The organism is Halomonas sp. ANAO-440, from assembly GCF_019915905.1.
GTDB lineage: Bacteria > Pseudomonadota > Gammaproteobacteria > Pseudomonadales > Halomonadaceae > Halomonas > Halomonas chromatireducens.
This window is the reverse complement of the sequence record NZ_JAHXBV010000014.1, coordinates 1-23,343: the sequence shown is the minus strand read 5'-3', so window position 1 is coordinate 23,343 and position 23,343 is coordinate 1. Positions and strand designations below refer to the sequence as shown.

The window sequence follows — 23,343 nt, the reverse complement described above, 5'->3', positions numbered from 1 at the left end:
TTATAAGCAGAATCCTGAGATTAGCTAAAAAAGTGTTGCTGAATTTTGATGGTCGCGAGTATACGAGATTCGGCCTTCTGAACGCCGAGCAACGCTTTCAGGAGGCGATCGCGATCAGCGATGAAATCGCTGGTCACCTGATCAAGGAGTATTGCCGCGGCTCAGCCGGCACCGAAGCCAGATCTGGCAGTACCGTTGACCTCTCCAGAAGAAAGAAACCCCGCTGGTAGGTCAGCCTCAATGAGGACCAGCTCACACCTCCTCACGCCCCACAGCCGGCGCCTCCTGCCAGGCCTGCAGCTCTTCCATTTCAGGCGCATCAGGATCGCACTCAGCCAGCAGCTGCTCGAGCTTGGGGTGGTTTGCGGCCTTAGCCAGCCCTTCACGCTCCAGGGAGGCATTCAGCGTCACCCGGCTAACTCCGAAGTGCTTGGCCACTTCGGTCTTGGTGATCTCGGGATCGGCCAGCATCGCGGCCGCCTTTCGCACGTCCGCCGCCGACAGGGTGGGGCGACGCCCCCCTTTTCGACCACGGGCACGCGCCGCCGCCAGGCCAGCCAGGGTCCGCTCCCGGATCAGGCTATGCTCGAACTCCGCCAGTGCCCCGAAGATGTGGAACACCAGCTTGCCGCCGGCGCTGGTGGTATCGATCGCCTCGGTCAGGGACCGGAAGCCCACACCGCGCTCGTTGAGCTCGTGGATCAACTCCACCAGATCCTTGAGCGAGCGAGCCAACCGATCGAGCTTCCACACCACCAGGGTGTCGCCGTCACGCAGGGTTCGCAGGCAGGCCTGCAGCTCGGGGCGCTCTCGCTTGGTGCCGGTGACACGCTCCTCGAAGACCTGCTCACAGCCAGCCTCCACGAGGGCATCACGCTGCAATTGGGGGTTCTGGTCCTGGGTACTGACGCGGGCGTAGCCGATGATCATGCGCTACCTCCCGACGTGTCCGTGTCATCCTCAAGGTCCAGCGCCTCCCAGTCCTCGATGCCCACTGGTTCAAACGGCTCATGATACCCCTGCACCGAGCCCTTCAGATGCTCTCGCGGGTTGTCGGGGATAACCCGCTCGGTACCAAGCCTCAGCTCTCCGTCTTCTCGTGTCATCGTGCCACCTATAAGAAAATAAACCCTCGTTTTCTTTACATCATGACCATGAATTATACTCAGGACAATAATTGACCATAATTTCCTCTTACCCCCCCACCGTGACACCGGAGGCTGAGCCACATGCGGACCGTACCGATCGACACCCTCGAAGAGGGTCAGGTAGTGCGCCTACCGGCTGACATGGCCTATGAAGGCGTGGAGGCGTTGGCCATCTCTCGGGAGGGAGACGTGGTCACCCTGCGTCCTGTGCGTCCCTCCTGGACGACCTTCCTGGAGCTCCCGAAGGCAGAGGATGAGTATCTTCAGGAGCGCTCCGTCGTCATGGAAGACGCCTACCCACCGTCGTCCTGACGGTGCATGTCCGGTACTTGATAGCGCGTGCTGCGGCCTCCTCCAGGTAGTTTCACCAAGCACCCCTTCTCGACCAGTCCGACGAGGTGGCGGGTGGCGGTTGCCTTACTCACCTTGGCGACTTTCTGGTACTGCGATGCACTGATGCCATGCGCAAACCCTCTCTCTCCTCCATCCAGCAGGCGGTTCAGCACCTTCACCTGCTCGGGGAGCAGGCCGGCCGACCTGAAGCGCTGCCAGAAGCGGGCCTTGGCCAGCGTCCGCTCGACCTGCGCCAAGACATCCAGCAAGGTGGTATCCAGCGTCTCCAGGAACCAGACAAGCCAAGCCGTCAGGTCTGGCGTGCCACGCTGGCTCGCTTCCAGGCAGCGATAGTAGTCGGCGCGGCGCTCCAGGATGGCGGCCGACATGGCATACAGGCGGATGCTCTGCTGGTCTGCCTGCGCCAAGGCACGATCGGCAATGGCCCGGGCAATCCGGCCGTTGCCGTCTTCAAACGGATGCAGCGTCACGAACCAGAAGTGTGCCAGGCCGGCCCGGACCAGGGGATCCAGTGCCGGGTCATGACGGCTGGCCTCAAACCATACGAGGAACTGGTCAACCTCGTGTTCCAACCCCTCTCGCGGCGGCGCCTCGAAATGTACCTTGGGACGATCCAGGCGACCTGACACCACCTGCATTGGCTCTACCCCGCGCCATTGCCCTGGCCGCAGCGTTGTCAGCGCGGCGTCAGCCTCTGGGAACAGCCAGCGATGCCACTGAAACAGCCTCTGGTCGTCCAGGGGCGTGTCAGGCTTGAAGGTGGCATCCAGCATCAACTCCGCCAGGCCTTCAGAGCGTGGTGAGGTAGCGCCCTCCGGCTCCTCCACGCCAAGGCGCCGGGCCAAGGAGGAGCGAACTGACGCCACATTCAGACGCTCTCCCTCGATGGCCGAGGAGGTGACGATATTCTGCAATAGCGTATCCAGGGCGGCTCTCGCCTCAGCGTCCTGGTCATCCGCTGAGGTCAGGGCCCCCGATCGTCCCAGCAAGATGCCGAGATCCCGCCAGCATGCCTGGACCCGCGGCTGAACCTCGGCCACTTGCCAGGTGAAGTCCGGCCAGCCGGGATGCTGCCAGATCCATGTTGAGGCGTGATCGGTCATGACAGAGCTCCAAGACGGGGAAGAGCCGAATGGCAACGACATTCGGCTCATAACATGAGCCGAATAGTGACCGGTTACGGCTCAGATGGCAAGCATGAGGGCCGTACGGCCGCGGCTCTCCGTCTTCTCGTGTCATCGTGCCACTCCATCGAAAACAAACCTTCGTTTGCTTTACATTAGATAATTTGAATTACACAAGAAAAAATAATTGAAGATAATTTCGCCCAGGCCCACAGTGGCGGGGATTTCCTTTACCACCGACCCTCATCCGCTGGATCGTTTGTCTCTGTACGTCCACCCAAAAAACGTTAGGATGGTGTCGCTTCACAACCCCGATAAAGATCCCACAGAGGGTAGTTTTCTAGCGCTCCTTGATCGGGGCCTGAGAGACCGCCCGAACAGCATTCGTCCTGTCACTACTCGGACGTTTGTTGAGGCCGAGCGCCTTTACGGCGGGCATCGAAATAGATCTTGATGAGGTACTGCCCGAGGATGAAGACGAGTCGAAAACCTGATAGTCCTACCTAGCCATAAAATTCGACACCCGGTCGACTGATATCGGCTAGACGTGCGGTGGGGTAGACATGATGGATTGACCTGCCCCTCCTCAACGTCGTGGGTTACGTTGAGGTTGAGGCAACAACACAGAGCCACTATTGAGGGAGGCAGGTCATGAATCAGTCTAACGCAACTCAGCAGCCCGTTGTTAAGGGGGCTGTGGCTGAACGACTTAACGCTGCCAGCAACGTCCATGCCGCTTATATCGGGCTGGATGTGCATAAAGCGACTATTGCCATATCCATCGCCGAAGCGGGGCGTCAGGAGCCCGAGTTTCGTGGTGAGATTCCCAATGAGCCCAAGGCCATCGACAAACTGGTTCGTCAGCTGAGCGAGCGTTTTGGCGGTCAGCCCCTGTTGTTCAGCTACGAAGCGGGACCCTGCGGTTACGGGCTCTATCATCAGGTCCAGGCCAGCGGTCATGACTGCGAGGTGGTGGCCCCGTCGTTGATCCCCCGCCGAGCCGGTGATCGCGTCAAGACCGATCGCCGTGATGCGCAGATGTTGGCGCGTCTATCACGTTCCGGTGACCTGACGCCGGTGTGGGTACCCACGCCGGAGCAGGAGGCGATTCGCGACCTGACACGGGCCCGTGAAGACATGAAGGCCATCGAGCTCAAGGCCCGCCAGCGGCTGAGCGCCTTCCTGCTGCGACATGGCAAGGTCTACCGTGGCAAGAGCAAGTGGATTCCCAGTTACTTTCGCTGGTTGGAGACAGTCCGCTTCGACACCCCGGTTCAGCAGATCGTGCTGGAGGAGTACGTCGATGCCGTGAAGGGAGCCCAGCGGCGCGTGGCCGGCCTGGAGAAGCAGATGGCGGCGGCACTGCCGACCTGGTCGCTGGCTCCGGTGGCCGAGGCGTTGATGGCGATGCGCGGGATCAGCCTGATTACGGCAATGACGGTACTTGCTGAGCTCGGCGATATCAGTCGCTTCGACTCACCGCGGCAGCTGATGGCCTATCTGGGCTTGGTGCCCAGTGAGCACTCCACTGGCAGCAGCCGACGCCAGGGAGGCATCACCAAGACTGGCAACGGCCATGTGCGACGAGTGCTGGTGGAGGCCGCCTGGAGCTACCGATTCCCGGCGCGCAAAACGCGCATTATCCAGCAGCGTGCCGAGCGTACCTCGCCGACGGTTCAGGCGATCGCCTGGGAGGCCCAGAAACGCCTGTGCGGGCGTTACCGCCGACTGGCCGCCACCGGCAAGGTCAAGCAACTGGTCATCACGGCCGTGGCGCGGGAGTTGGCCGGCTTCCTGTGGGCCATTACCTGCGAGGCCATGGGCAAACCCCACGGCAGTCGAGCCACGGCATGAGCATCACGTCCCAGTGCCTTCGGGTCAGGGAGCGTCGGGCCGGTGGGAGAACCCCAGGTGCTCCTATGAGGCCTCCGCCTTCCGGGGTGGGGTGACCCTCGACTGTAGAGCAGGGCAGCTCCGCGACGAAGTGATGACAGGTCGGTACCCAACCCACGAATACCAGAGAGATCCACCGTCGCTGATAGCCCCTCGTTCCCTGACCCGTAGGCATTGAGGACAACCGCATGCACCAGAGACAACCGAAACCTTGACAGGTCAATCCATACCAGGAGCTTGCCTTGTCAGAAACCAGCTTCCTTCTGGTGGCGGATGGCCAACACCACTACCGTGTCACCGTCGAGACGGTCCCGGGTGATGTAACAGCTATCACCGAAATCAAGCATTAGGCTCTCCAAGGTGATGAAGCAGCAGGGGGTCGGTGCAAGAATGAGCTCCCATGACATCTTGGGCAAGCCTATACCTGAGGTAGAGCTGTGTCTCTTCACAACCCTGAGAAAAATCTCGTAAAGGCCTGCTTTTAGAGTTCTTGGAGAGGAATTTAATGGACCGTCATGGCAAAATTCAGCCCTGACACAGCCAGCGCTTTAGCCGAGACCAAGTGCCTATCGTCAGGTATCAAGCTAGACCTCAATGCCAGAGGGTTAAAAAAACCTTGAGGACCTGACTCAAATCAATGGCATCAGTCCTGGTAGGTAGGTTGAAGGGTGATGTGATAGCAAGGTATTTTCTTTAGCTATCTGCGAGCCTAGAATAGAGGCGGGACAAACCCGTGTCGATTTATATCTGACGAGTTGGAATGCGATGAGTAAAACAACTGAACATATCTACCGCACCCTGAGACTAAATATCATTTCTGGCGAATTGCCACCTGGTATGCAGATGAAAGAAGAGGAGGTGTCAGAGAAGTTTAAAGTTAGCCGGACGCCGGTAAGATCAGCTTTCCAAAAGCTTATTCATGATGGTCTTGTGGTCAAGGGGGAGCGGCGTGGTATTTTCGTAGCTGAGTGGACGATAGCTGATATTCAGGAGGTGTTCCGGCTAAGAATGCTTCTTGAGCCCCATGCAGCTAGTCAAGCAGCCTACAAGGCTAAGTTAGAGGAAATCGAACGTCTGGGAGAGCTGGCCAATGAAATGCATAGCATTTTCGTCAGAAAAGAAGAAAATAGCATTATGGATATTCAGCGTAACAACCATCAGTTCCATACTGCCATCATCCAGGCCAGCCGCTCTCCACGCCTGCAAAGCATGCTGACTCCTTTAGTCAAAGCCCCGGTGGTGATAGGGGCTTTTCATGTCTATGATGATGCTGAAATTCAGCGGTCTATTTACCACCATCGTGACATTGTTACCGCCCTTTCACTTCGTGACCCTGAGCTGGCCGAGGAACTGATGCGGGTACACCTTCATATGTCTTACATATCTTTCATGCGCTCACGTTCCGAACAAACTTCTGTTCGTGGGTCGTAATCATACTAGGTTGGATAGCAAGCAAAGTAGCAATATTATGGTTAACATAAAGCGCATATTCATCCCAAAGGCCATGCGCTGTCTCCGGACCATAAAAATTCGGGTAGCCAGCAAGAATGCCGGTGATCCGGGGGCTACCATGGAGCCGAAACCCCAGCCAATCAGCCCAGCCATACCGAGCATGACCAGATGCACTGAACCCGGCATATGTGGCTCAAAGGCGGTCAAGAAGATAGTGGTAGTGACTAACATGTGAACTCCTGCCATGGCCATGCTAGCCACCCCCAGCACCGTGAGAGTAATAAGTAGTCCCGGGCCGACCTTGTCAGCCACCTGAGTGAAAAATTCCGTGACCGCAGGGTGAGACGAAAGCGCCGTGGCGAACAACATCGCGGCTACAAAGATCGTAACTTCACCGCTCATATTCTGCCATCCATTTTTGGCTGTCTCGAATATTTTTCGGCCGGCTTGGGGACCTCGTATCGCCATAATGATGAAGGAAAGGACAGGGACAGAGAGAGCAATGCTTTCTAGAGCAGAGAGGTGACTAGCATAGGTCAGTCCCAAAACTGCTCCTACCAGTAGCAAGATAGGCTGGAATACCCGCAGCGTCTGCTGCCAGAAATGGCGTGAGAGCTGTGTGGGGAAATGACAGTGCCCTAACATGAAAGGCAAGGTTAGGCAGATGGAAGCAGTTATGAAGCCGGTAGCGAGCAGCAAAGGGAGAGCTAGCCGCTCCCCTAGTGCATTCATGACGGTTCCCATCGCCACCGTAAAGGGGGAAAAAAAAACAGCGAGCCCCATTCCTCGGAGAGCCCAAGCGGCACTAATCTCACGAGAAGCTTCTTCTGTGATGCGAGTTACCAATGGACCAATGACCCCCACCGCCCCTACTGCCAAAGGAACAGCAAACGTGAAGCCGAGAAGCTGCATCGTTCCGTACTGTGACCTATGAGGCAGGCCGTCCAGCCCGCTCTGTACCGTACTCAGAGCAGGAGAGGTCTGTATGATGCCACGTAATACATACAAGGAGGCCAAGAAGGCCACGAAGGTTGCGGCACTTCTCAGCCCTCCAAGGATCAAGGAAACGTCCTGCTGCACCCATGCCAGACCAGCTCCAGTCAGGCCGAGCAGTAACAGAGCTTGGGATACCTTGCTGCAATACAGCGCCCAGAGGGATATCCCAAGGCACAGCAGGCCTGCCAGCACACTTAGCCAATAGTGGTTGCTGATGGCTCCTAGGGTGGCTGTTGCCCAGACCATTAAAATGCCGGCAGGAAGTCCCATGTAACTGCTTTCCTTACTACCAGGCTATGCCGGCAGAGGCTTGTGACAGCCGCCCGCTCTCGTGGGCGGCTCGGCAAAATCATGCCATGAGTGGTTTCTCGCCGATTACTGTACAGCGGTGCATCAAGCGATCGCCGATGCCGGCATAGTCCATCACGGCATAGTGCATGGTGCAGCGGTTGTCCCATATCACCAGATCACCCTGTTCCCAGCGATGACGATAGAGGAATTCGGGCTGGGTCATGTGCTCGAACAACATGTTGAGAGTGGCCCGGCTTTCGTTCTCGTTAAGCCCTTCGATGGAGGCTGTAAAACCTGGGTTAATGAACAGGCAAGACTCGCCGGAATCAAGATGCTGACGTATCAATGGCTGATACATTGGTGGAAGTGCGTCAAGTTGGTCGTTGGTTATGGTCTCATTGCGAAACCCGCCCTTGCTGGCTGCCGCGAAATCGTGGATGGCCCGTTTTCCGTGCAAAAAGGCCTTCATCGGCTCGGAGAGAGCTTTATATGCGCTGCGGGTGCTAGCAAAGATGGTGTCGCCACCGTAAGGCGGGATCTCAAGAGCATAGAGAATGGATGCCTGAGCTGGGTACTCCTCATAGGAATTGTCGGCATGCCAGTATGTACCGGCGCCCATCCTCCCTAGAGGCGCACCGTCGACTTTCTTGTTGGAAACACGGTAAATCTCTGGAAAGTCAGGATGCAGGTACTTGGTGACGGTGTGACCTTGAAGCCGGTGCAGCGGACCGAAGCGTGCCGCGAAGTCGATCTGCTGTGGCTCGCTTAGTGTCTGCCCCTTAATTACTAGAAGACCGTTGGCATTGCTCCACTCTCGTTTCAAGGCTTCGAACGTAGAGTTATCAATAGGTTGGCTCAGGTCCAGCCCGGTGACAGCGGCACCTAAGGCGGGGCTCAGTGGTGTGATTTCGAAAGCCATTATCGCTCTCCTCGTTTGGTTGTCGTGTGGCGATGCAAAGGTTACTTTTGCATCCTCATTAAAAACAAAAACATTATACTTTTGTATATTCCAAATGGATTTTTCTTGTAGGGACATGGTTAAAAATCTATTTTTTCCATTCAAAACAATGACTTATACTAGATATATAAATTTATACTTTATGATGAGAAAGAGCGCCGCATGACAAAAGTACATTGACAGAGTTTTTTGTACATGGTTACTTTTGTGTCATGACCACGAAAAATGGCAGGCGCAGCATGCGAAACTCGAAAAATAGCCAGCGCAGTATGCGCGTAGGCCTTATCGGCCTAGGGGAAGTAGGAAGGTGTCTAGCCACGGGACTGCTCTCGGCGGGCATTAGGGTGGATGGTGTAGACGCGGCATTGAATGCCCAAACCAGTTCGTCGTTGGCGGACAAAGGACTCACAATTCAGCCTGCTCTAGGAAACTGGATCAGAGAAATGGACACAGTGATGGTCTGTGTCAACGGCGGTGCCTCAAATAACGTCAATCGGCTGCTCGCCACTCATTTGAAAACAGGTCAGGTGGTGCTTGATCTGACCACTGCCTCGCCGCAACAGAAACATCATTCAGCTGAGCTAGTGGAAGCGAGGGGGGGCGCTTTTCTGGATGTTGCCATCATGGGCAGCATCGCCATGAAAGGTTTTGCCACCTCAATGCTAGTGGCGGGAGATGTCGAGAAGGCCGAAAGTGCTTATGTGTTGGACATTCTTCAGCAAAGTGGCATGTCCCTGCGTAACATGCTTGGCAGTGCGGCGGGGGATGCCATCTGCTTGAAGCTAATCCGAAGTGTCTATACGAAGGGAGCTGAGGCTTTAGCTGTTAAGTGTCTCGTCACAGCTGAGCATTTCGGGGTTCGGGAGTCGCTCTACGAGGTATTAGCTGACCTAGATGACATTCCCATCAAGCATTTCATGAACACTCTGGTGACGACCCATGTGCTGCATGCTGAACGTCGTATGAAGGAGGCTGGCGAGGCCTCACAGCTACTAGCGGAGGCTGGCGTCTCTACGCAGCTCATGGATTCGGTGCAGGAGGCGTTTGCCGATACCGTATCTATCGATCCGCGCTGGGAAAGCAATGAGCTCCCCAGTATTGAACAAGCCATCGCTCAGTTGGGGCGAGCTACTAAGCGGCAGCCCGTTACGGCCGAAAACCTTGAGTCTGATCTTTAAAGAAACTGTGTGTCTATGGCCGCAAGGCCCGGCAGCATACTTAGTGCCGGGTTCCATCCTCACTACGCACAACTACAAATTTACACGAGAGGAAGCATCAGCATGAAACAACGCACATTTACAAAAGGCCTGCTGGCCTCAGCTATTTTAGCAACCAGTTTCACCGCCTACACTGCCTTGGCCGATGAATTTCCAAACCGATCTATCGAGATGATTGTGGCCTATTCGGAAGGCGGGGCCACCGACGTCACTGCTCGAGCCTTGGCACAAGCATTGCAGAGTGAGCTAGGACAGAGCGTAGTGATTAGAAACATGGCTGGGGCCGCGGGGGAAATTGGTTTCACCCAGCTGGCTCAGGCCAATCCCGATGGTTATACCATCGGCTTCATCAATACCCCGCCGGTAGTTTCAGTCCCGATCGAGCGTGATCCCGACTTTGCGTTGGATGACTTCGACCTAATCATGAACCTACTTGATGATCCGACTGCGATCACTGTACGGCAAGGAAGCAGTATCGAAAGTTTTGAACAGTTGGTTGAGATGGCCAAGGCAGATCCTGGTGCCCTCACGATGGGTGGGTCCGGCATTGGTTCTCATCAACATTTTTTGGTAGAACAACTCAGTCGTGATTATGACGTTCCAGTTACCTATATCCCCTTCGATGGTTCCGGCCCCTCAGTAGCAGCCACCATGGGCGGGCACATCACAGCCAGCGCCGACACCATCGGTAATGTGGCGCGTTTTGTCTTCTCCGGAGACCTTCGGGTGCTGGCCCAAGCTGCCAACGAGCGTAGCGAACATGCCCCCGACGCCCCCACCTTGAAGGAGCTGGGCTACGACATCACCTTGGGCTCGATGCGCGGGGTGGCGGCGCCGAAGGGTGTCCCAGCAGAGCGACTCGCGATCCTGCGTGATGCCGTGGAGAAGGTCGCCAACGATCCGGACTTCATCGCCGAGGCCGAGAAACGGGGAGAGGTGCTGGGTTATATGGATCATGAAGAGTTTCGGAAGTCGTTGGATGATCTGAACAACGAAATTCTACAGCTTTGGGAAACGTCACCTTGGAACTGAATGCGTCAATAACCGCCGGGGCTTAGTGCCCCGGCGAATTATGGCGAGCGATGCCTGTCCCCGCTACCTCCGATGTTTATAGCTACCATCGCAGGAACTTGGGAAGCACAGTAATAGCGTGGTGTACGTGAGGTTGTCCTATGTTCGCAAGCGTATCTTCACCAAGTGGCCTATGGCGCGACCTAGCTGTCGCTCTCGTGGCTCTATTTTTTGGTATCGGTGGTTGGTTCTGGACTCAGCAATTTCCAGCGCGTGCCATGCTCTGGCCCAACATTATCTTTATCACTATGGCCCTGATTGGGGTGGGCTATACGATTTTTTTGTTGCAGAGAACATTAGTTGTAGGTCGCAGGAATGCTGATGATGCTAAACCGATCGACGAAGCAATGGATGAAGAAACGCCTTCAGGAAAGCAGCGGCTAATTCTGATGAGCATCGTGGCAATTACAACGATTGGGTACCTATTCACCTTCCCGCTGGTAGGTTTCTATTCGGCTACTTTTTTATTTCTTATCGTCGTTCCGTTGATACTGGGTTACCGAAATTCTCGATGGATCATAGGTTACTCAACAATAACTGCTCTTCTCCTTTGGTTAGTTTTTGGCTTGCTGTTGAATAGATCACTTCCGGCTGAGTTTTTCCTTTAGGAATAATATAAATGTTTGAAGATATTATCTCTGGCCTGAGCGCGGTGACTCACCCCAGCGTAATCATGGCCATGGTAATTGGCACCACGATTGGTATCGTTGTCGGGGCTCTTCCAGGGTTCACCGCAACGATGAGCATCGCGCTATTGATCCCCCTGACTTTTGAATGGAGCGCCTTGGTGGGTCTAGCAGCAATGGCGGGCATCTACAACGGCTCAATGTATGGTGGGGCAATACCGGCTATTTTAATGAATATACCTGGCACACCGGCAGGCATCGTGACTACCTTCGATGGTTATCCGATGTCGCAGCAGGGCAAGGCAAGCCTCGCGCTGCGTTTGGCCCTGCTGGGCTCGACGATCGGTGCCTTTCTGAGTGCTGTGGTATTACTGACATTAGCGCCACCGCTAGCTTGGGTGGCACTGGCCTTCGGTCCGGTGGAATACTTTTGGCTTGCCGTATTTGGTATGACGACATTGGCGGCACTGTGTTCTAACAGTGTGGTTAAGGGTACCATCAGTGCTCTTTTTGGGCTGTCGCTGGGCACGGTGGGAATCGACTCGATTACTGGGGTACACCGCTTCACCACTGGCAATCCCGCTCTGATGGATGGAGTGCCCATCGTAGTACTCTTGATCGGTCTCTATGCGATTCCTCAAGCTCTTTTGATTTCCTCAACCCCTGGTTTTTCTGGCCATTACACTAAGTGGAAAGAAACAGCTGTTTCACTTAAAGACTTGGTTCAATCATGGAAAGTAGCACTGAAATCATCCTGTATCGGAATCGTTGTTGGACTCATGCCAGGAGCAGGAGGGAACATTGCCTCCTTTATTAGCTACAGTGAGGCAAAGCGAAGCTCCCGTCACCCTGAACGATTCGGAAAGGGCGAGCCCGACGGTGTGGTAGCCTCAGAAACCGCCAACAATGCTGACAATGCTAGCTCACTTGTTCCTTCGTTAGCTCTAGGTATCCCTGGAAATTCTGTTGCTGCGGTGATGCTTGGAGGCTTTCTTATCCATGGGATGAGGCCTGGACCTGGCCTATTCGCCTCTGAGGGAACGGTAGTATTCGGTTTTATGTGGGCGATGCTTCTGACAGCACTAATCATGTTAGTAATCGGATGGTATGGCAGCCGAATTTTCGCCTTGGTGCTTCGCATTCCTTCAGTGCTTATGGCGCCAGTTATTATAGTGTTTTGTGTCCTGGGGACTTACTCACTGCGTAGCAGCCTATTCGATGTGGCGCTGATGTTCAGCTTTGGGCTCGTCGGCTTGCTGATGATACGTGCGGATATTCCGCTCGCCCCTGCAGTATTGGCACTGATCCTCGGACCAATGGCTGAGTCAGAGCTGCGACGCGCCATGCTAATCGGGAGAAATGACATCTCGATCCTCTTCTCGAGCCCTATCGCACTGACACTAGTCGCCCTGATCCTAGCAGTAGTTATTGGACCGCCATTGCACCGCTGCTGGAATCGGTATCGACGTCAAAAGCCTTTTAATACAACTAGTTAGATGGAAAGCTGACCTACATTATGATTGCCGCTTTTACTAACCACAGACCCTAAATAAAAGGAATCAAAAAATGATTAATGCCCAATTTCAACTCACGCAAACGAATATTGATGCGGCCCTTGAAGCTGGCACACCGACTCTTCATGAGGTGTTGGGACAGCAGTATGCGATGGACCATGCGATCAAGCCGATTTATGCCGGGGCCAGCATTGTTGGTCGGGCACTGACCGTAAAACTGGAACCGTCGGACAACCTTGACCTTCACCGCGCCATCTACGAAGCCCAGCAGGGAGATGTAATTGTCGCTAATGCCAATGGCTATCTGGAATCGGGAATTTGGGGGGAAGTTACCAGTGTTGCTTCCCAAGTGCGCGGAATAGCGGGCCTAGTAGTAGACGGAGCCGTACGCGATACACGTGAAATTGCCAGAATGGGTTTTCCAGTATTCTCCCGCGGAGTCTCCATCAAGGGGTCGGGTAAAAATGGCGGTGGTAACATCGGTATGCCGATCGTCTGTGGCGGCGTTCAAGTGCAGACCGGTGATATTGTGGTTGCCGATGCAGATGGTGTGGTATGCATCCCCCCCGAAGTATTTGAGCAGGCTCTGGAGAAAAGCCGCGCGCGGCTCGACAAGGAATCGGAGGTCATGGCTCAGTTAAAACAGGGAAAACGTACTCTGGACCTTCTCGGCTTCGTTTAAACTGCTGACTGCTCCCGGGCGTCTTGTAGTCCGGGGGCGTTATGGCCTATATACAGAATAGGAACGAGTGCATTGACCACATATCAACACGGCCATAACAATGTACCGAGAATTATACGCTGGGCCGATCGGCGCAACCACCGCCGATTGTCTCGCATCCTAAGCCTAGATGACTTTCAGCATGCGGCGCGACGGCATCTTCCGCGCGCTATTTTTGCTTACCTTGCCGGAGGAGCCGAGGACAATCACTCTTTCACGGCCAATCGCAGTAGCTTCACCGATTTCTGGTTTAAGCCCAAGGTGCTAGTCGATGTATCGACACGTTGCCTCGAGACCACCCTGCTTGGCGAGCGGTATGCAGCACCCTTCGGGGTTTCACCATTAGGCCTTAGTGCCTTGACCGCTTATCGAGGAGACATTGTACTTAGCCAAGCGTCACACCGTATGAATTTGCCAATGATCATGAGTGGTTCGTCCCTGATTCCTCTGGAGGAGGTGGCCGCCGTCAATCCTCGGGCTTGGTTCCAAGCCTACTTGCCCGGTACTTGGGATGAGACTGAAGCTTTAATTGAACGTGTCAAGCGGGCGGGGTTTGAGACGTTGGTGATTACCGTTGACACTCCGGTAGCGGCCAATCGAGAAAACAACACCCGAGCTGGTTTTTCCACTCCCATCCGACCTTCGCTGAGGCTGGCCTGGGACGGTGTTAGTCACCCTCGCTGGCTGTTCGGTACATTTTTCAAGACTATAAAGCGCCATGGTCTTCCGCATTTCGAAAACAACTATGCCAGCCGTGGAGCGCCAATACTGTCCAAGCATGTGGACCGAGACATCTCCAACCGAGGTCACTTAGAGTGGGAGCGCCTGGCTCGGATCCGCCGGCTTTGGTCAGGTAAATTGGTTGTTAAGGGGATACTCTGTCCGGATGATGCTCGCCGTGCTTGCGGAGCCGGAGTTGACGGCCTGATTGTTTCTAATCATGGGGGCCGTCAGTTGGACGGTGCCATCCCACCTCTCTGGGCTTTACCCTCTATTGTAGAGGCCTGTCCAGAACTTCCAGTAATGTTTGATAGTGGTGTTCGCCGCGGTGGCGATGTGCTTAAGGCGCTCGCCCTCGGGGCTTGCTTTGTATTCGTTGGTCGTCCGTTTGGCTTTGCTGCTGCCTATGCTGGCGAGATCGGGGTGGTCCATGCTATGGAGCTGCTCAAAGAGGAGGTCTCACGTAATATGGCGCTGCTGGGTGTCACCTCGGTTGAACAACTCGGAAGATCACAACTAACGACACGTGACCAAGCATTACAGTTAGTTAGAAACTACTGGGATGACAGCTGTACCGGAACTTGACATTTAATATATCAATAAAGGCATCCTGTGTTGTCTGGACCGCCTGGATGAAGGTCAGGATGAAATTCCGCTCACGCGCCCAGAAGACATCACCTTGTTGGTCAACTCCGGTCCGTTTTCCAAAACGACTGAATCAGACAGAAAGCAATACTGTGCATGCCCGAGACCTGAGAGGGAATACTCCCTGTTGAAGCGTGTCGAAGAACTGGCTTGCCAAGCTGGTGATCACCGGCAGGTTCTATGTTTGAAGTATTGTGTGGTGATTGTATGCGGCAGCGCGCCTTTGTTGAGCTTGCAGTGACAGCACATAAAGTCCGTACCTTAGTTTCTAAGAATCGATCAGATATCGCGGTAACTTCTAAGACTTATGAGTATCCGCCATAACGGATGTGATGAAGATGTTGCAGGACTTCGGCAACACGCCCCTGTTTAACCAACTCTTGCACAGTCAGCCCGTCGGTAGAAAAGCTTTCGCTACGGTACCAATGGATGGCTGCACGCTTGGAACCTACCCAAGGCGTGATCGTCGTTAGGATGTCCCGTACTTCGTCAGAATTTTTTTCCTTCATTTGTTCCTCCGCTTTCCCATCAGTATAGATCTAATCTGAGCTGGTGAAAGCTGCGTGATAGAAATTAATCATCTGGGACTCAAAAGATATGAATATACAACTTCACATGATGGCTTCAAATTGGTGCGCAGGACGGCAGCCCCGTGCTCAATACCAGTAGTGTTCGGGAACTCGTAGATATCGTGAACCGCTATGCACGATGAAGCCACTGGTCTGCAGCAGCTCGATCCCTTTCGAATTTTTCGATAGCAGCGCCAGGCTGCGAATGCAGCATCCCCCTCCTGGTACGTCAGTGCCATCTCCTTCTGACCTCCCGGTTATCCAAAATACCTTGGTTTTCTTTACATGGTGACCCACACCGGAAGCTCTGCCAAGCCAAGGTCTCGAGGAGAGGTCGGCATCAGGCCTCTACATGACCGAGCCAGCAACGAGAAGCGCCTTAATCTTGGGCTGACATATTACAAGATTTTCGTCTAAATTATCTGTCGGTGTTTCTCTATGCTATTCTTCTGAAAGAAAATTCATTATATTTGTAGTGAATAGGGAGGGGGGATGGAATATTTTTCTCTTTTTGTCATAGGCTTGTTTTTTGCAGTAGTCATTTTTTATCTTGTCGTTAAATCAAAAGTTGGAGATATGCCAAAATTTTCTGAAGATGAGATGGCTTCGAAGATATCTTCGAGAGAACGATGGATAGATTGGTATCACTTGCAGCCAGAATATAAAAAAACAGAAAAGCTTAAGATGAAATATTTTACAAAATATGTGGAGATGAGAGAGCTCCAACTGGAAAGCCAGAAGTTTACAGCGACAAGAAAAGATATTGATATCAATGAAGAAGGCAGGAGTTCATTGAAGGAGTATTTCCCTATTGCGCAGAAAGAAATAGACCTCGTTAAGTCTGGGGTTGATCCGGAAGAAGCCAGGAGTATTGCTTTTAAAGGGACGAGATATGAAAATCTTTAGCGATTTGATCTCCATGCCTTAATAAATACTATTGCAAAATCAATGACATACACAGAAACTTCTATGTTGATAGTTAAGTTAACCATGAGGCAGTCTCTTTGATATAAAAAAGGGGGGGGGCATGCGATGACTCTACCACGCATCCACCGAATCGGCCGTCCAGGGAAAACTGTATGGTGCTTTCTACTTCGCTAGTTATGAGCCCAAAAGTTATATATTTTTGTTATTTTTACTTTCCCGTATTAGCATGATTATTTTTGTTTGTTGAACCCCCTTAGTTAGAAAGGTTGTCTTAGATAACCTACGTCTGTAAGTTACGCAGAAATTCTTTCTTCCATGATTTATCCTGACCAGGTTAGTTACCGCCACCAAGGCCACCAAGTCGTGACAGACCTCGGCGCACTCACTCCACATAACTATTGCAAACGGTCGTTTTCTTTGCGCTGAGCGATCAGCCCTCCAGGATGCCCTGGAGGGCTGTTTTTGCGTAAAGAAATCCCGTAAATATTTCTACGTACAGAAAACGCCCGTATACAAAGCGGTTAGCCACAGCATTCACCTGTCGGCGGTTGACCTCTAAGTAGCTTGGCCAGCATCCAGCGCCTATTCTCACGCGGTAGACTCCTCCTCGATGCTAAGCAGGGCACTTTAGGGTAGGGCGCGGATCAGCTCAGATACGTCCACCTGGCGGCGTTCGCAGGTGTCTTTTAAGGCATGGGAAGCCTGATGCGTGGCTTCGCAGCTTGGCGCTTGATTGGCTGTCGTTGCTGCTGAGCTTCTTTGAAATCGGCCTCTTCTTTTACAAGCTTCTCCAGAACGCGCTTCAAAGGCTGGAGATTAAAGCCGTTGGAGTCTTGTCCGCCATGCGCTTTCTTCCGTGGTTTGCGCCGTAGATAGCCAGGTTCCAATCCCCACTCTTCCTGAGGATACGAGTGATCCTCCAGCCGTTTCAGAGCGCGACGTACAGAGCGCTCGTCTTTACCTAGATGTTTAGCCAGTGTGGCTACGGATGGATAGGGTATTTGGTCTCTTTCCCACCAAAACTTCATAAGGTGCAATAAAAGTATAACTTCTTGATCTTTCAGCCTCAGGCGGCCTTGGTACTCTAGCAGGACATTGGGAATGGCCGTCCATCCACGACGTGTCAGGCTGCTACCCCAGCGCTCTTCCAACGCCCGTTTATTTGGCTGCAGTGCCATACCTTGTTCTTCCTTCAGGCTCGATTCACCGCGTATCCCCTTAGACATTTTTGCCCTCCTCCTAAAATATTATATTTTTTTGTATGGGTATTAATGGTTAGCGTCTTATTAGGGTGACATATTTGCCAAGGGGTGGGTAGACATTTTTGTCCTACCGTATCTGACATTTTTGTCACTTTCCATGCCTGAAAATTCCAGCCAATCTAAACCGGCACATCGGGATCACTTAGTACCCCTGGGAGAAAATCATGCTGACTCATCACTACTCGGACCATGCTCAAAAACGCCTGCAACAGCGTGGCATCACGGATTTAGAAGTAGAACTCATTCTCATGTACGGCTCTGAGATACACCAGGGCGATGGATGTGTTTACTCGAGGATCGACCGTGATGCTTTCAAACGACTGGAGCGAGATCTCAAGCGCGTACATCAAAAGATCGACAGCCTGCGCAGGAAGTTCGTGGTTATTTCTGATACCAGCACGGTCGTCACTACTGGGCACGAGTATCGCTAGGCGGTTAGAAAAATAGATAGGAGATGAAGATGACGGACAAACTCGCCCCACAGCAGTTCTCTATTTACGTAGATGAGAGAATGCGCATAGCAGAGCTGCTGATGGTGGCACGCCACACAGATCAGATCGACGGCATCACCGCCATCATCGACTTCCTAGTGGATGAGCTGAGCATCTACGTGAACGAAGAAAGCCAACACGATGACCTGGCCAATCGTGTGCAGCTGCTTATTGCCGACCTTGCGCGCCCTGTCGTACTGCACTAACCAAAGGATTTTATCATGCAATCAAAAAATTACGGCATGTACCACTATGATACGGCCCGCGATACCTCTGATGATCATCCTGTTATTAGCGAGGGCGAACGTGTGATTGGCAATCACAGCGGGTATCCCTACTCAGGCAGTGAGAATTTTGAGCACGATGACACAGGCTGCATTCTCAACTATTCTGGTGTCGAAGATATAATATTTTCCTCCTTTGCTGAAAATAATAATTGGGAAGAAGGCTATGACTACTAAATAAAGGGAGTTGTAAAATGAATGCATTAAAAAAAAGTCTTATAAGAGAGCTTTTTTCCAATGGGCATGGAGAAATAGCCGAATCTATAATAAACAATACGGCTGATTCACTAGACCCTATAAAGAAGGATATATTAACAATAGCTTTAAGGAGGGTAAAGAAGGGAAGTGCTATAGTTACTGCAGAATGCGGGATTGTTGGATCTCCTGCGTACTACCAAAAGAAAAGTGTTTCTGATTTATACAGAGCAGATCACTTCGCAGAAATAGAACTGAAAAAGGAAATAAGGCCTTTTGAAAACAAAATGGATAGCTATTATGAAAGATTGATTTATGGGGACTGGGAAGAAGAGGATTGGGATGGATGGTGATTGAGTATAAAATACTAAACGCCTAAAAAAGAAGGTGGAAAAAATAATGCCAAACTCACTATATCCAGCTTGGATGCGGGAAAAAAACGAAAAATCGTTTCAAGAAAATCTTGAAGAACAAGGATTAAAGGAGTCAAGAGAACGTAAAAAATTGCAAGAAGAATGGTTAAAAAAACACCGCCGTAATCGTAAAGCTTGGTGTTGGAAATGCCGTCATCAAGGATTGGACAGCCAAAAAAATGATAGCTGCGAAGGATGCCGCTGGATCATATGCCCAGAATGTTCTGCTTGCGAACCTTTTTGTTTTTCAAAGAAAAAATTACCCTTGAAAAAGACCGTCCGCTGGTCTGAAACAGAGGAGGAATGATGATTTTAAAATATCATTATTTGGATTTTTCCATTATTTCAAAAAAGGAAAGCCGATGATTTCTTTTAAATCCGATAAACATAGATATAAAAATTACCGTATTGTATTTTTTTTGCTCTCCATATTTATTTCTTTCACAGTTCATGGCCAGGGAGTAAAGGAAGGGATTGAATCTTTTGAATCAAAAAACTATCATTCTGCTTTTGACATTTTAATGCCTTTCGCAGAACAAGGAGATCCAGACGCACAAGAATACATAGCTAATATGTATAGATTTGGCTATGGAGTCGAAAATGACAATGAAGAGGCTGCCAGGTGGTATAAAAAATCTGCATACCAGGGAAACCCCCTCTCTCTTATTAACCTTGACATAATATACTCTCAAGGCCTCGCAGGAAGTGATGAAGAAATATTTGAATGGTCTTTATACTTAGCTGAAGAAGGAAAAAAATCAAAAGATCAGCCGCCCGGACGTATATTTTTAGGCGCCCAATACAATACTGGGTTATTTTACATCAAAGGAAAGGGTGTTCCACAGAATATTAGTGAAGGTCTTAGGTGGTTGCGACTGGCAGAAGAAAATAGTTATGATCCTGCTAAGTATTTTTTAGCTTTGGAGTATGCTAAGGGTGATATTTTAGAAAAAAACATGAGAGAGGCTATAAATCGTTTCGAAGTAGTAGCAAAAAGTGGTGACGCTAGAGCGCAATATTTACTTGGCTCAATTTATAGCAACGGAGACGGTGTGCCACAAAATTATGAAACTTCCGCTTACTGGATGGAAAAATCATCTAGGCAAGGGTTTTCAAGTGCTCAAGTTGGCTTGGCCATCATGTATATTTACGGAAGGGGAGTAGAAGAAAATTTTGTTATGGCTTATATTCTTTTATCTTTATCAGCTGCTCAAGGTGATACTCATGCCAGATCAAGCAGAGACGAATTGCTTAATTTTCTTTCCAGAGAACAAGTTAATGAAGGCCAAAGGATAGCATCAGAGTGGACAGTTGGAAGCGAGCTTCCTTCACCCAGAAATATTCGCACATGGCCGTAACTTAAAAACATCGCAAATACTTTTAATGTGACCCTGAATTTGCAGTGTAAATTCAGGGTTTACACATTGTCAGCCGACGGTGTACCAGGTGTCGGTTCCTGCTCATGTTCGGTACGCCCCACGGCGGCCCCTCTGCCGACTCGTCCACGGTGCCGTACCAATCACTTAGGCGTCATTTAACAGTTGGTCGGATATGCAAGATTATGGCGCTTATCGTGCCCAGGCCCGTCAGGGTGCCAAGGATCATATCCCCGGCCCCCGTGGGATTCTGCGACCATCAGCTACCACTCCCATCCGTAGGCTCTCACCAGTGCTCCAACGAGTTTTGCGAGCAGGGACTACCGGCTGGTTGCCGCAGCGGCAAGGGTTAAGGGTTCCGTCCCGCATTCCCCAGTGCCTCGGCGCAGTCCATCACGTCACCGGCCAGGAACAGCAGGTTACCCCGGTTCTCGCCGGCTCTGACCACGGGCTGTGGCGGGGCCACTCCTCGCAAGGGCGCTCCTTGGTGGATAGCCGCCTTAAGCTCGCTGATCGGCACGCCCAACAGTCGAGCAGTATGGGGCAGGCCGATGCGTTCATCACGAAAGTCTCTCACTGCCGGGTCTCCTGCAGCATCACCAATACTCGGGCTTGTCCGCCGGCTTCTTGCGCGTACGCACACGCTCAGGCAGCTGATGCGCTGCAAGCTCCTCTGGCAAGATATAGCGACGCATCCAATCAGCCTGCTTCTGCAGAGAGCCGGGCGGCTCACGCTCCAGCTCCTTGCGGTGGGGCACGATGATACCGACGCGAAGATGAGGGAAGTCTTCACGGATCGCCTCCAGCGCAGGGGTCATGTCCGAGTCCCCTGACACCAGCACGATCTGTTGGACCTGGTCGTCACACCCACCTCGCCAGCAGTGCTTCGCGGCCATACGGTACATCGCAATGCCGATCCGGACGTCGGTCTCTTTCTCTTCCAGGTTCCAGATATCCACCAGGTCGGCTCGGGAGGCGGGCACATCTCGGGACACGAAACGCGGCGCCTTGCGGTGATCGAGGCGATGACGCCCCCAGTGGACCGTGACACCACGCGCCTTGAGCGCTTTGATGTAGGTGTCCTGAGCCTGCTTGGACTGGCGACCGCGTGACGCCAAGGAAGGCTTCACCGGCGAGGTGAAGTAGTGGATTTCAGCGACCTGGCTCAGAGGGTCATTTTCGTGAACCACGGCCCCCAGCAAGGCGGGAAGGTCGAGCCACTTGTATGGCGTGCCGGCCAGTAGCCCATAGAACACGTTATAGCCGTCGATGAAAAAAGCCGTCTGCACGAGATGCGATCCCTAGAAACGAAGAAACCGGCGCATTGGCCGGTTTCCTCACCCTGACTGCCAGCGAACTGAATCGCTGCGTGAAGGGCTGAGTCGTAGGACTATAGTGGCCAGAATATAGCCCGCCATGAAGTAGATAATATCTATCAGAAAAAAATATCTAATAGCATTTGACCACCGTCGAGACGCCCCCTCGGCCCTAGAAATACCCGCAGGGCCGACTCAGGTTCTCGGTACGCGTGGGTATGGCTTGTTATAGCCCAATCCCCAGCCTCGGCTGGGTGCTCCTAGTCGCGATATCGACCAGCCCCTGGTAACGGCGACTACCACAGGCATGCGACACCTGATGCCGCATCTCCCTGCGGCATACAGCGTATGAGCATCGCTTGCACCTCCACGCTGCACGAGGTCACTCGTCCGGCACCTTGTCGGGCACGTACTCCACCAACTCCTCCACCCGGCAATCAAAATACCCGCAGAGCCGACTCAGGTTCTCGGTGCTGGTGTTGTAGCCGCGTTGATTGATCATCTTCGACAGGGTCATCCGGTGGATGCCCGCCGCGCTGGCCACCTCCCCGATCGTGAGGCGACGCTCCTCGACGAACTCTTTCTTGGCGATCAATTCTTTGATTTTAAACCGTATCACGCATCAAGCTCCGCACTCTTGTGCATCGAATGATACATAGAATCGACAAAAAAGGCTTGCAACGCTCTCTCCACCCTCTATATTGTCGAGTACAGGCTTCAAATAAAGCATATTTTAATCAAAAAAAGAGGAGACCCGCATGCTCAGCCTTTCCCAGAGCCCCTCCCTCCAGGCGTTTTTCGATCACTGCGAAACGCAGCGCGCCATTCGCCGGCTCACTCACGCCATGAAACAGAGGCTGAGGCTGCACGTGGAACACCCGGCACTGGTCCTGGCCCCCTGCCTCGGCCAGCCCATCACGATCAGCAACCAGGATGCGCTGGAAAAATGGGTGGAGCTGGCACTTCACGACCTCGATCTCCCCGCGAATAGCGAAGCGATCGAGCCGCTGTGCCAGCGCTTGGCCCAGGTTCTCGAGGAGGAGTACTAAAATGGCCGATACCACACGCTGTACGCATGAGGGCCTCTACGTGATAACGCGCTGCTGGCGGCGCTACGAGTCGCAGCACGCAGGCTGGTACCGGGTATTCGGCGCCGGCGGCTTCTGGAATACCTACCTCGAGGATCTTCGCTTCAGTCCAGGCGATGGCCGCCCCCCCTACGTGGGACAGCTGCTCACCGGGGTCAGGCTATGGCCTCGCCAGGCAAGCAAAATGGCGGCAAAGCATGTTGCGGATATCACGTGTTTCACTCTCCTGGAGCCGGCACGGCCGGGGATCAGTCATGACGAGCTGTACCCCGGATGACCCTGGTGAGGAGCGCTCGTCGGCGCCCTGCTCTCCAGAGATGCGAGGTGGGTGTCGCTGGTCGCGAAATGGCCTACCCCCCGGCCACCCGCTGACGGTTTTTCGTCGCGATATCGCCATGAAGCCCCTAATAAGGGGGCTTCATGGCCGTGCTTACGTGGCGAATCAGAGCGGGTGTTTTCGCTCGTGCGAGGTAGGGCTGGTCGCGCTGGTCATCGCTACCCCATCCCCTCTCTTCCCGGATCCGGCGCCCACCCGGGGGAGGAGGACGGTTCCTGAGACGACTCCCTCGGCACCGGGCGGGCGGGTGCGGGATCGACCACCTCAGTCGACCGTTGACGCCTCGCTCGTGCGAGCTCCTCCCGCTCGCGATCCTGCCGATCTCGCTCATGCTGGCGAGCCACCCAGGCCTCGT

General features: G+C 53.0%; 29 protein-coding genes. 18 read left to right on the top strand and 11 right to left on the bottom strand.

The genetic code is table 11. The features are described from left to right. Positions 1-252: 252 nt before the first annotated feature. Positions 253-930, bottom strand: a complete 678-nt coding sequence (locus KZO25_RS11890) for a recombinase family protein (protein ID WP_223137132.1) — start codon at positions 928-930, stop codon at positions 253-255. Further along, entirely contained in the window at positions 927-1,106 is a 180-nt protein-coding gene (locus KZO25_RS11885) for a hypothetical protein (protein WP_223137131.1), read from the bottom strand. Before KZO25_RS11885 ends, KZO25_RS11890 begins: the two co-directional genes overlap by 4 nt. Positions 1,107-1,229: 123 nt before the next feature. Between KZO25_RS11885 and KZO25_RS11880 the strand changes: the two genes are divergently transcribed. After that, the gene (locus KZO25_RS11880) at positions 1,230-1,460 is read left to right on the top strand and encodes an AbrB family transcriptional regulator (protein WP_223137130.1); all 231 of its coding nucleotides are present in this window, start codon (positions 1,230-1,232) and stop codon (positions 1,458-1,460) included. Here the strand turns inward: KZO25_RS11880 and KZO25_RS11875 are convergent. Continuing rightward, a complete protein-coding gene (locus KZO25_RS11875) occupies positions 1,442-2,605 on the bottom strand; it encodes a Fic family protein (RefSeq protein ID WP_223137129.1) in 1,164 nt (387 codons plus the stop codon). The two genes, KZO25_RS11880 and KZO25_RS11875, sit on opposite strands and share 19 nt — an antisense overlap. 672 nt (positions 2,606-3,277) lie before the next feature. Between KZO25_RS11875 and KZO25_RS11870 the strand changes: the two genes are divergently transcribed. Then, positions 3,278-4,480, top strand: a complete 1,203-nt coding sequence (locus tag KZO25_RS11870; protein ID WP_262488974.1) for an IS110 family transposase — start codon at positions 3,278-3,280, stop codon at positions 4,478-4,480. A gap of 804 nt (positions 4,481-5,284) precedes the next feature. Next, the gene (locus KZO25_RS11860; RefSeq protein ID WP_223137128.1) at positions 5,285-5,950 is read left to right on the top strand and encodes a GntR family transcriptional regulator; all 666 of its coding nucleotides are present in this window, start codon (positions 5,285-5,287) and stop codon (positions 5,948-5,950) included. Here KZO25_RS11860 and KZO25_RS11855 read toward each other — a convergent pair whose 3' ends face one another. Then, positions 5,951-7,237 (bottom strand): hypothetical protein, encoded by a 1,287-nt coding sequence (locus tag KZO25_RS11855; RefSeq protein WP_223137127.1) that lies wholly within the window; start codon positions 7,235-7,237, stop codon positions 5,951-5,953. 79 nt (positions 7,238-7,316) lie between these two features. Then, the gene (locus tag KZO25_RS11850; RefSeq protein WP_223137126.1) at positions 7,317-8,177 is read right to left on the bottom strand and encodes a TauD/TfdA dioxygenase family protein; all 861 of its coding nucleotides are present in this window, start codon (positions 8,175-8,177) and stop codon (positions 7,317-7,319) included. 251 nt (positions 8,178-8,428) lie between these two features. Between KZO25_RS11850 and KZO25_RS11845 the strand changes: the two genes are divergently transcribed. The 6 genes from KZO25_RS11845 (at position 8,429) to KZO25_RS11820 (ending at position 14,670) form a co-directional block, all read left to right on the top strand. Then, the gene (locus KZO25_RS11845; RefSeq protein ID WP_316935696.1) at positions 8,429-9,394 is read left to right on the top strand and encodes an NAD(P)-dependent oxidoreductase; all 966 of its coding nucleotides are present in this window, start codon (positions 8,429-8,431) and stop codon (positions 9,392-9,394) included. A gap of 102 nt (positions 9,395-9,496) precedes the next feature. Then, positions 9,497-10,465, top strand: coding sequence for a tripartite tricarboxylate transporter substrate binding protein (locus tag KZO25_RS11840; RefSeq protein ID WP_223137124.1), 969 nt, complete (start codon positions 9,497-9,499; stop codon positions 10,463-10,465). A gap of 140 nt (positions 10,466-10,605) precedes the next feature. Beyond that, positions 10,606-11,112, top strand: coding sequence for a tripartite tricarboxylate transporter TctB family protein (locus KZO25_RS11835; protein WP_223137123.1), 507 nt, complete (start codon positions 10,606-10,608; stop codon positions 11,110-11,112). 11 nt (positions 11,113-11,123) lie between these two features. Next, positions 11,124-12,626 (top strand): tripartite tricarboxylate transporter permease, encoded by a 1,503-nt coding sequence (locus tag KZO25_RS11830; protein WP_223137122.1) that lies wholly within the window; start codon positions 11,124-11,126, stop codon positions 12,624-12,626. 70 nt (positions 12,627-12,696) lie between these two features. Beyond that, on the top strand, positions 12,697-13,326 hold the full coding sequence (locus KZO25_RS11825) for a 4-carboxy-4-hydroxy-2-oxoadipate aldolase/oxaloacetate decarboxylase (protein WP_223137121.1): 630 nt from the start codon (positions 12,697-12,699) through the stop codon (positions 13,324-13,326). 72 nt (positions 13,327-13,398) lie between these two features. Beyond that, positions 13,399-14,670: an alpha-hydroxy acid oxidase gene (locus KZO25_RS11820; protein WP_262488973.1), complete on the top strand. Its 1,272-nt coding sequence runs from the start codon at positions 13,399-13,401 to the stop codon at positions 14,668-14,670. Positions 14,671-15,035: 365 nt separating this feature from the next. Here the strand turns inward: KZO25_RS11820 and KZO25_RS11815 are convergent, their stop codons facing one another. Then, positions 15,036-15,239, bottom strand: a complete 204-nt coding sequence (locus KZO25_RS11815) for a hypothetical protein (RefSeq protein ID WP_223137120.1) — start codon at positions 15,237-15,239, stop codon at positions 15,036-15,038. A gap of 552 nt (positions 15,240-15,791) precedes the next feature. Between KZO25_RS11815 and KZO25_RS11810 the strand changes: the two genes are divergently transcribed. Continuing rightward, positions 15,792-16,205: a hypothetical protein gene (locus KZO25_RS11810; RefSeq protein WP_223137119.1), complete on the top strand. Its 414-nt coding sequence runs from the start codon at positions 15,792-15,794 to the stop codon at positions 16,203-16,205. Positions 16,206-16,912: 707 nt separating this feature from the next. On the opposite strand, the gene KZO25_RS11805 is transcribed toward KZO25_RS11810, so the two are convergent. Continuing rightward, entirely contained in the window at positions 16,913-17,452 is a 540-nt protein-coding gene (locus tag KZO25_RS11805) for a helix-turn-helix domain-containing protein (protein ID WP_223137118.1), read from the bottom strand. 200 nt (positions 17,453-17,652) lie between these two features. Here KZO25_RS11805 and KZO25_RS11800 point away from each other — a divergent pair, with 200 nt between their 5' ends. The 6 genes from KZO25_RS11800 to KZO25_RS11775 are packed head-to-tail and all read left to right on the top strand — an operon-like array spanning position 17,653 to position 20,229. Beyond that, complete coding sequence (locus KZO25_RS11800) at positions 17,653-17,919, top strand: DUF4258 domain-containing protein (protein ID WP_223137117.1); 267 nt, start codon at positions 17,653-17,655, stop codon at positions 17,917-17,919. A gap of 29 nt (positions 17,920-17,948) precedes the next feature. Beyond that, complete coding sequence (locus KZO25_RS11795; protein WP_223137116.1) at positions 17,949-18,185, top strand: hypothetical protein; 237 nt, start codon at positions 17,949-17,951, stop codon at positions 18,183-18,185. Positions 18,186-18,200: 15 nt separating this feature from the next. After that, positions 18,201-18,440 (top strand): hypothetical protein, encoded by a 240-nt coding sequence (locus tag KZO25_RS11790; protein ID WP_223137115.1) that lies wholly within the window; start codon positions 18,201-18,203, stop codon positions 18,438-18,440. A gap of 17 nt (positions 18,441-18,457) precedes the next feature. Next, a complete protein-coding gene (locus KZO25_RS11785; protein WP_223137114.1) occupies positions 18,458-18,811 on the top strand; it encodes a hypothetical protein in 354 nt (117 codons plus the stop codon). A gap of 46 nt (positions 18,812-18,857) precedes the next feature. Further along, entirely contained in the window at positions 18,858-19,178 is a 321-nt protein-coding gene (locus KZO25_RS11780) for a hypothetical protein (RefSeq protein ID WP_223137113.1), read from the top strand. A 55-nt stretch (positions 19,179-19,233) separates the two neighbouring features. Then, a complete protein-coding gene (locus KZO25_RS11775) occupies positions 19,234-20,229 on the top strand; it encodes a tetratricopeptide repeat protein (RefSeq protein WP_223137112.1) in 996 nt (331 codons plus the stop codon). A gap of 367 nt (positions 20,230-20,596) precedes the next feature. Here the strand turns inward: KZO25_RS11775 and KZO25_RS11770 are convergent, their stop codons facing one another. The 3 genes from KZO25_RS11770 to KZO25_RS11760 all read right to left on the bottom strand — a co-directional run bounded on the left by KZO25_RS11770 (position 20,597) and on the right by KZO25_RS11760 (position 22,182). Continuing rightward, positions 20,597-20,824 carry a hypothetical protein gene (locus tag KZO25_RS11770; protein WP_223137111.1) on the bottom strand — a complete coding sequence of 76 codons (228 nt, stop codon included), beginning with the start codon at positions 20,822-20,824 and terminating at the stop codon, positions 20,597-20,599. A 19-nt stretch (positions 20,825-20,843) separates the two neighbouring features. Continuing rightward, on the bottom strand, positions 20,844-21,536 hold the full coding sequence (locus tag KZO25_RS11765) for an NYN domain-containing protein (protein ID WP_223137110.1): 693 nt from the start codon (positions 21,534-21,536) through the stop codon (positions 20,844-20,846). 409 nt (positions 21,537-21,945) lie between these two features. Further along, on the bottom strand, positions 21,946-22,182 hold the full coding sequence (locus KZO25_RS11760; RefSeq protein WP_316935695.1) for a helix-turn-helix transcriptional regulator: 237 nt from the start codon (positions 22,180-22,182) through the stop codon (positions 21,946-21,948). A gap of 139 nt (positions 22,183-22,321) precedes the next feature. Here KZO25_RS11760 and KZO25_RS11755 point away from each other — a divergent pair, with 139 nt between their 5' ends. Together KZO25_RS11755 and KZO25_RS11750 are read left to right on the top strand one after the other, a co-directional pair. Continuing rightward, positions 22,322-22,612 (top strand): hypothetical protein, encoded by a 291-nt coding sequence (locus KZO25_RS11755; protein ID WP_223137109.1) that lies wholly within the window; start codon positions 22,322-22,324, stop codon positions 22,610-22,612. Position 22,613: 1 nt separating this feature from the next. Continuing rightward, positions 22,614-22,928 carry a hypothetical protein gene (locus KZO25_RS11750; RefSeq protein ID WP_223137108.1) on the top strand — a complete coding sequence of 105 codons (315 nt, stop codon included), beginning with the start codon at positions 22,614-22,616 and terminating at the stop codon, positions 22,926-22,928. A 218-nt stretch (positions 22,929-23,146) separates the two neighbouring features. Here the strand turns inward: KZO25_RS11750 and KZO25_RS11745 are convergent. Beyond that, positions 23,147-23,343: hypothetical protein (locus tag KZO25_RS11745; RefSeq protein WP_223137107.1), on the bottom strand; the 197-nt coding region annotated here is incomplete at its 5' end.

Coding starts and splice junctions, on each gene's coding strand:
- KZO25_RS11875 (WP_223137129.1), bottom strand. CDS start 2,605: ATGACCGATCACGCCTCAACATGGATCTGGCAGCATCCCGGCTGGCCG.
- KZO25_RS11830 (WP_223137122.1), top strand. CDS start 11,124: ATGTTTGAAGATATTATCTCTGGCCTGAGCGCGGTGACTCACCCCAGC.
- KZO25_RS11825 (WP_223137121.1), top strand. CDS start 12,697: ATGATTAATGCCCAATTTCAACTCACGCAAACGAATATTGATGCGGCC.
- KZO25_RS11840 (WP_223137124.1), top strand. CDS start 9,497: ATGAAACAACGCACATTTACAAAAGGCCTGCTGGCCTCAGCTATTTTA.
- KZO25_RS11750 (WP_223137108.1), top strand. CDS start 22,614: ATGGCCGATACCACACGCTGTACGCATGAGGGCCTCTACGTGATAACG.
- KZO25_RS11850 (WP_223137126.1), bottom strand. CDS start 8,177: ATGGCTTTCGAAATCACACCACTGAGCCCCGCCTTAGGTGCCGCTGTC.
- KZO25_RS11870 (WP_262488974.1), top strand. CDS start 3,278: ATGAATCAGTCTAACGCAACTCAGCAGCCCGTTGTTAAGGGGGCTGTG.
- KZO25_RS11845 (WP_316935696.1), top strand. CDS start 8,429: ATGACCACGAAAAATGGCAGGCGCAGCATGCGAAACTCGAAAAATAGC.
- KZO25_RS11805 (WP_223137118.1), bottom strand. CDS start 17,452: ATGTCTAAGGGGATACGCGGTGAATCGAGCCTGAAGGAAGAACAAGGT.
- KZO25_RS11785 (WP_223137114.1), top strand. CDS start 18,458: ATGAATGCATTAAAAAAAAGTCTTATAAGAGAGCTTTTTTCCAATGGG.
- KZO25_RS11790 (WP_223137115.1), top strand. CDS start 18,201: ATGCAATCAAAAAATTACGGCATGTACCACTATGATACGGCCCGCGAT.
- KZO25_RS11860 (WP_223137128.1), top strand. CDS start 5,285: ATGAGTAAAACAACTGAACATATCTACCGCACCCTGAGACTAAATATC.
- KZO25_RS11855 (WP_223137127.1), bottom strand. CDS start 7,237: ATGGGACTTCCTGCCGGCATTTTAATGGTCTGGGCAACAGCCACCCTA.
- KZO25_RS11780 (WP_223137113.1), top strand. CDS start 18,858: ATGCCAAACTCACTATATCCAGCTTGGATGCGGGAAAAAAACGAAAAA.
- KZO25_RS11890 (WP_223137132.1), bottom strand. CDS start 930: ATGATCATCGGCTACGCCCGCGTCAGTACCCAGGACCAGAACCCCCAA.
- KZO25_RS11755 (WP_223137109.1), top strand. CDS start 22,322: ATGCTCAGCCTTTCCCAGAGCCCCTCCCTCCAGGCGTTTTTCGATCAC.
- KZO25_RS11810 (WP_223137119.1), top strand. CDS start 15,792: ATGGAATATTTTTCTCTTTTTGTCATAGGCTTGTTTTTTGCAGTAGTC.
- KZO25_RS11835 (WP_223137123.1), top strand. CDS start 10,606: ATGTTCGCAAGCGTATCTTCACCAAGTGGCCTATGGCGCGACCTAGCT.
- KZO25_RS11795 (WP_223137116.1), top strand. CDS start 17,949: ATGACGGACAAACTCGCCCCACAGCAGTTCTCTATTTACGTAGATGAG.
- KZO25_RS11880 (WP_223137130.1), top strand. CDS start 1,230: ATGCGGACCGTACCGATCGACACCCTCGAAGAGGGTCAGGTAGTGCGC.
- KZO25_RS11885 (WP_223137131.1), bottom strand. CDS start 1,106: ATGACACGAGAAGACGGAGAGCTGAGGCTTGGTACCGAGCGGGTTATC.
- KZO25_RS11815 (WP_223137120.1), bottom strand. CDS start 15,239: ATGAAGGAAAAAAATTCTGACGAAGTACGGGACATCCTAACGACGATC.
- KZO25_RS11800 (WP_223137117.1), top strand. CDS start 17,653: ATGCTGACTCATCACTACTCGGACCATGCTCAAAAACGCCTGCAACAG.
- KZO25_RS11775 (WP_223137112.1), top strand. CDS start 19,234: ATGATTTCTTTTAAATCCGATAAACATAGATATAAAAATTACCGTATT.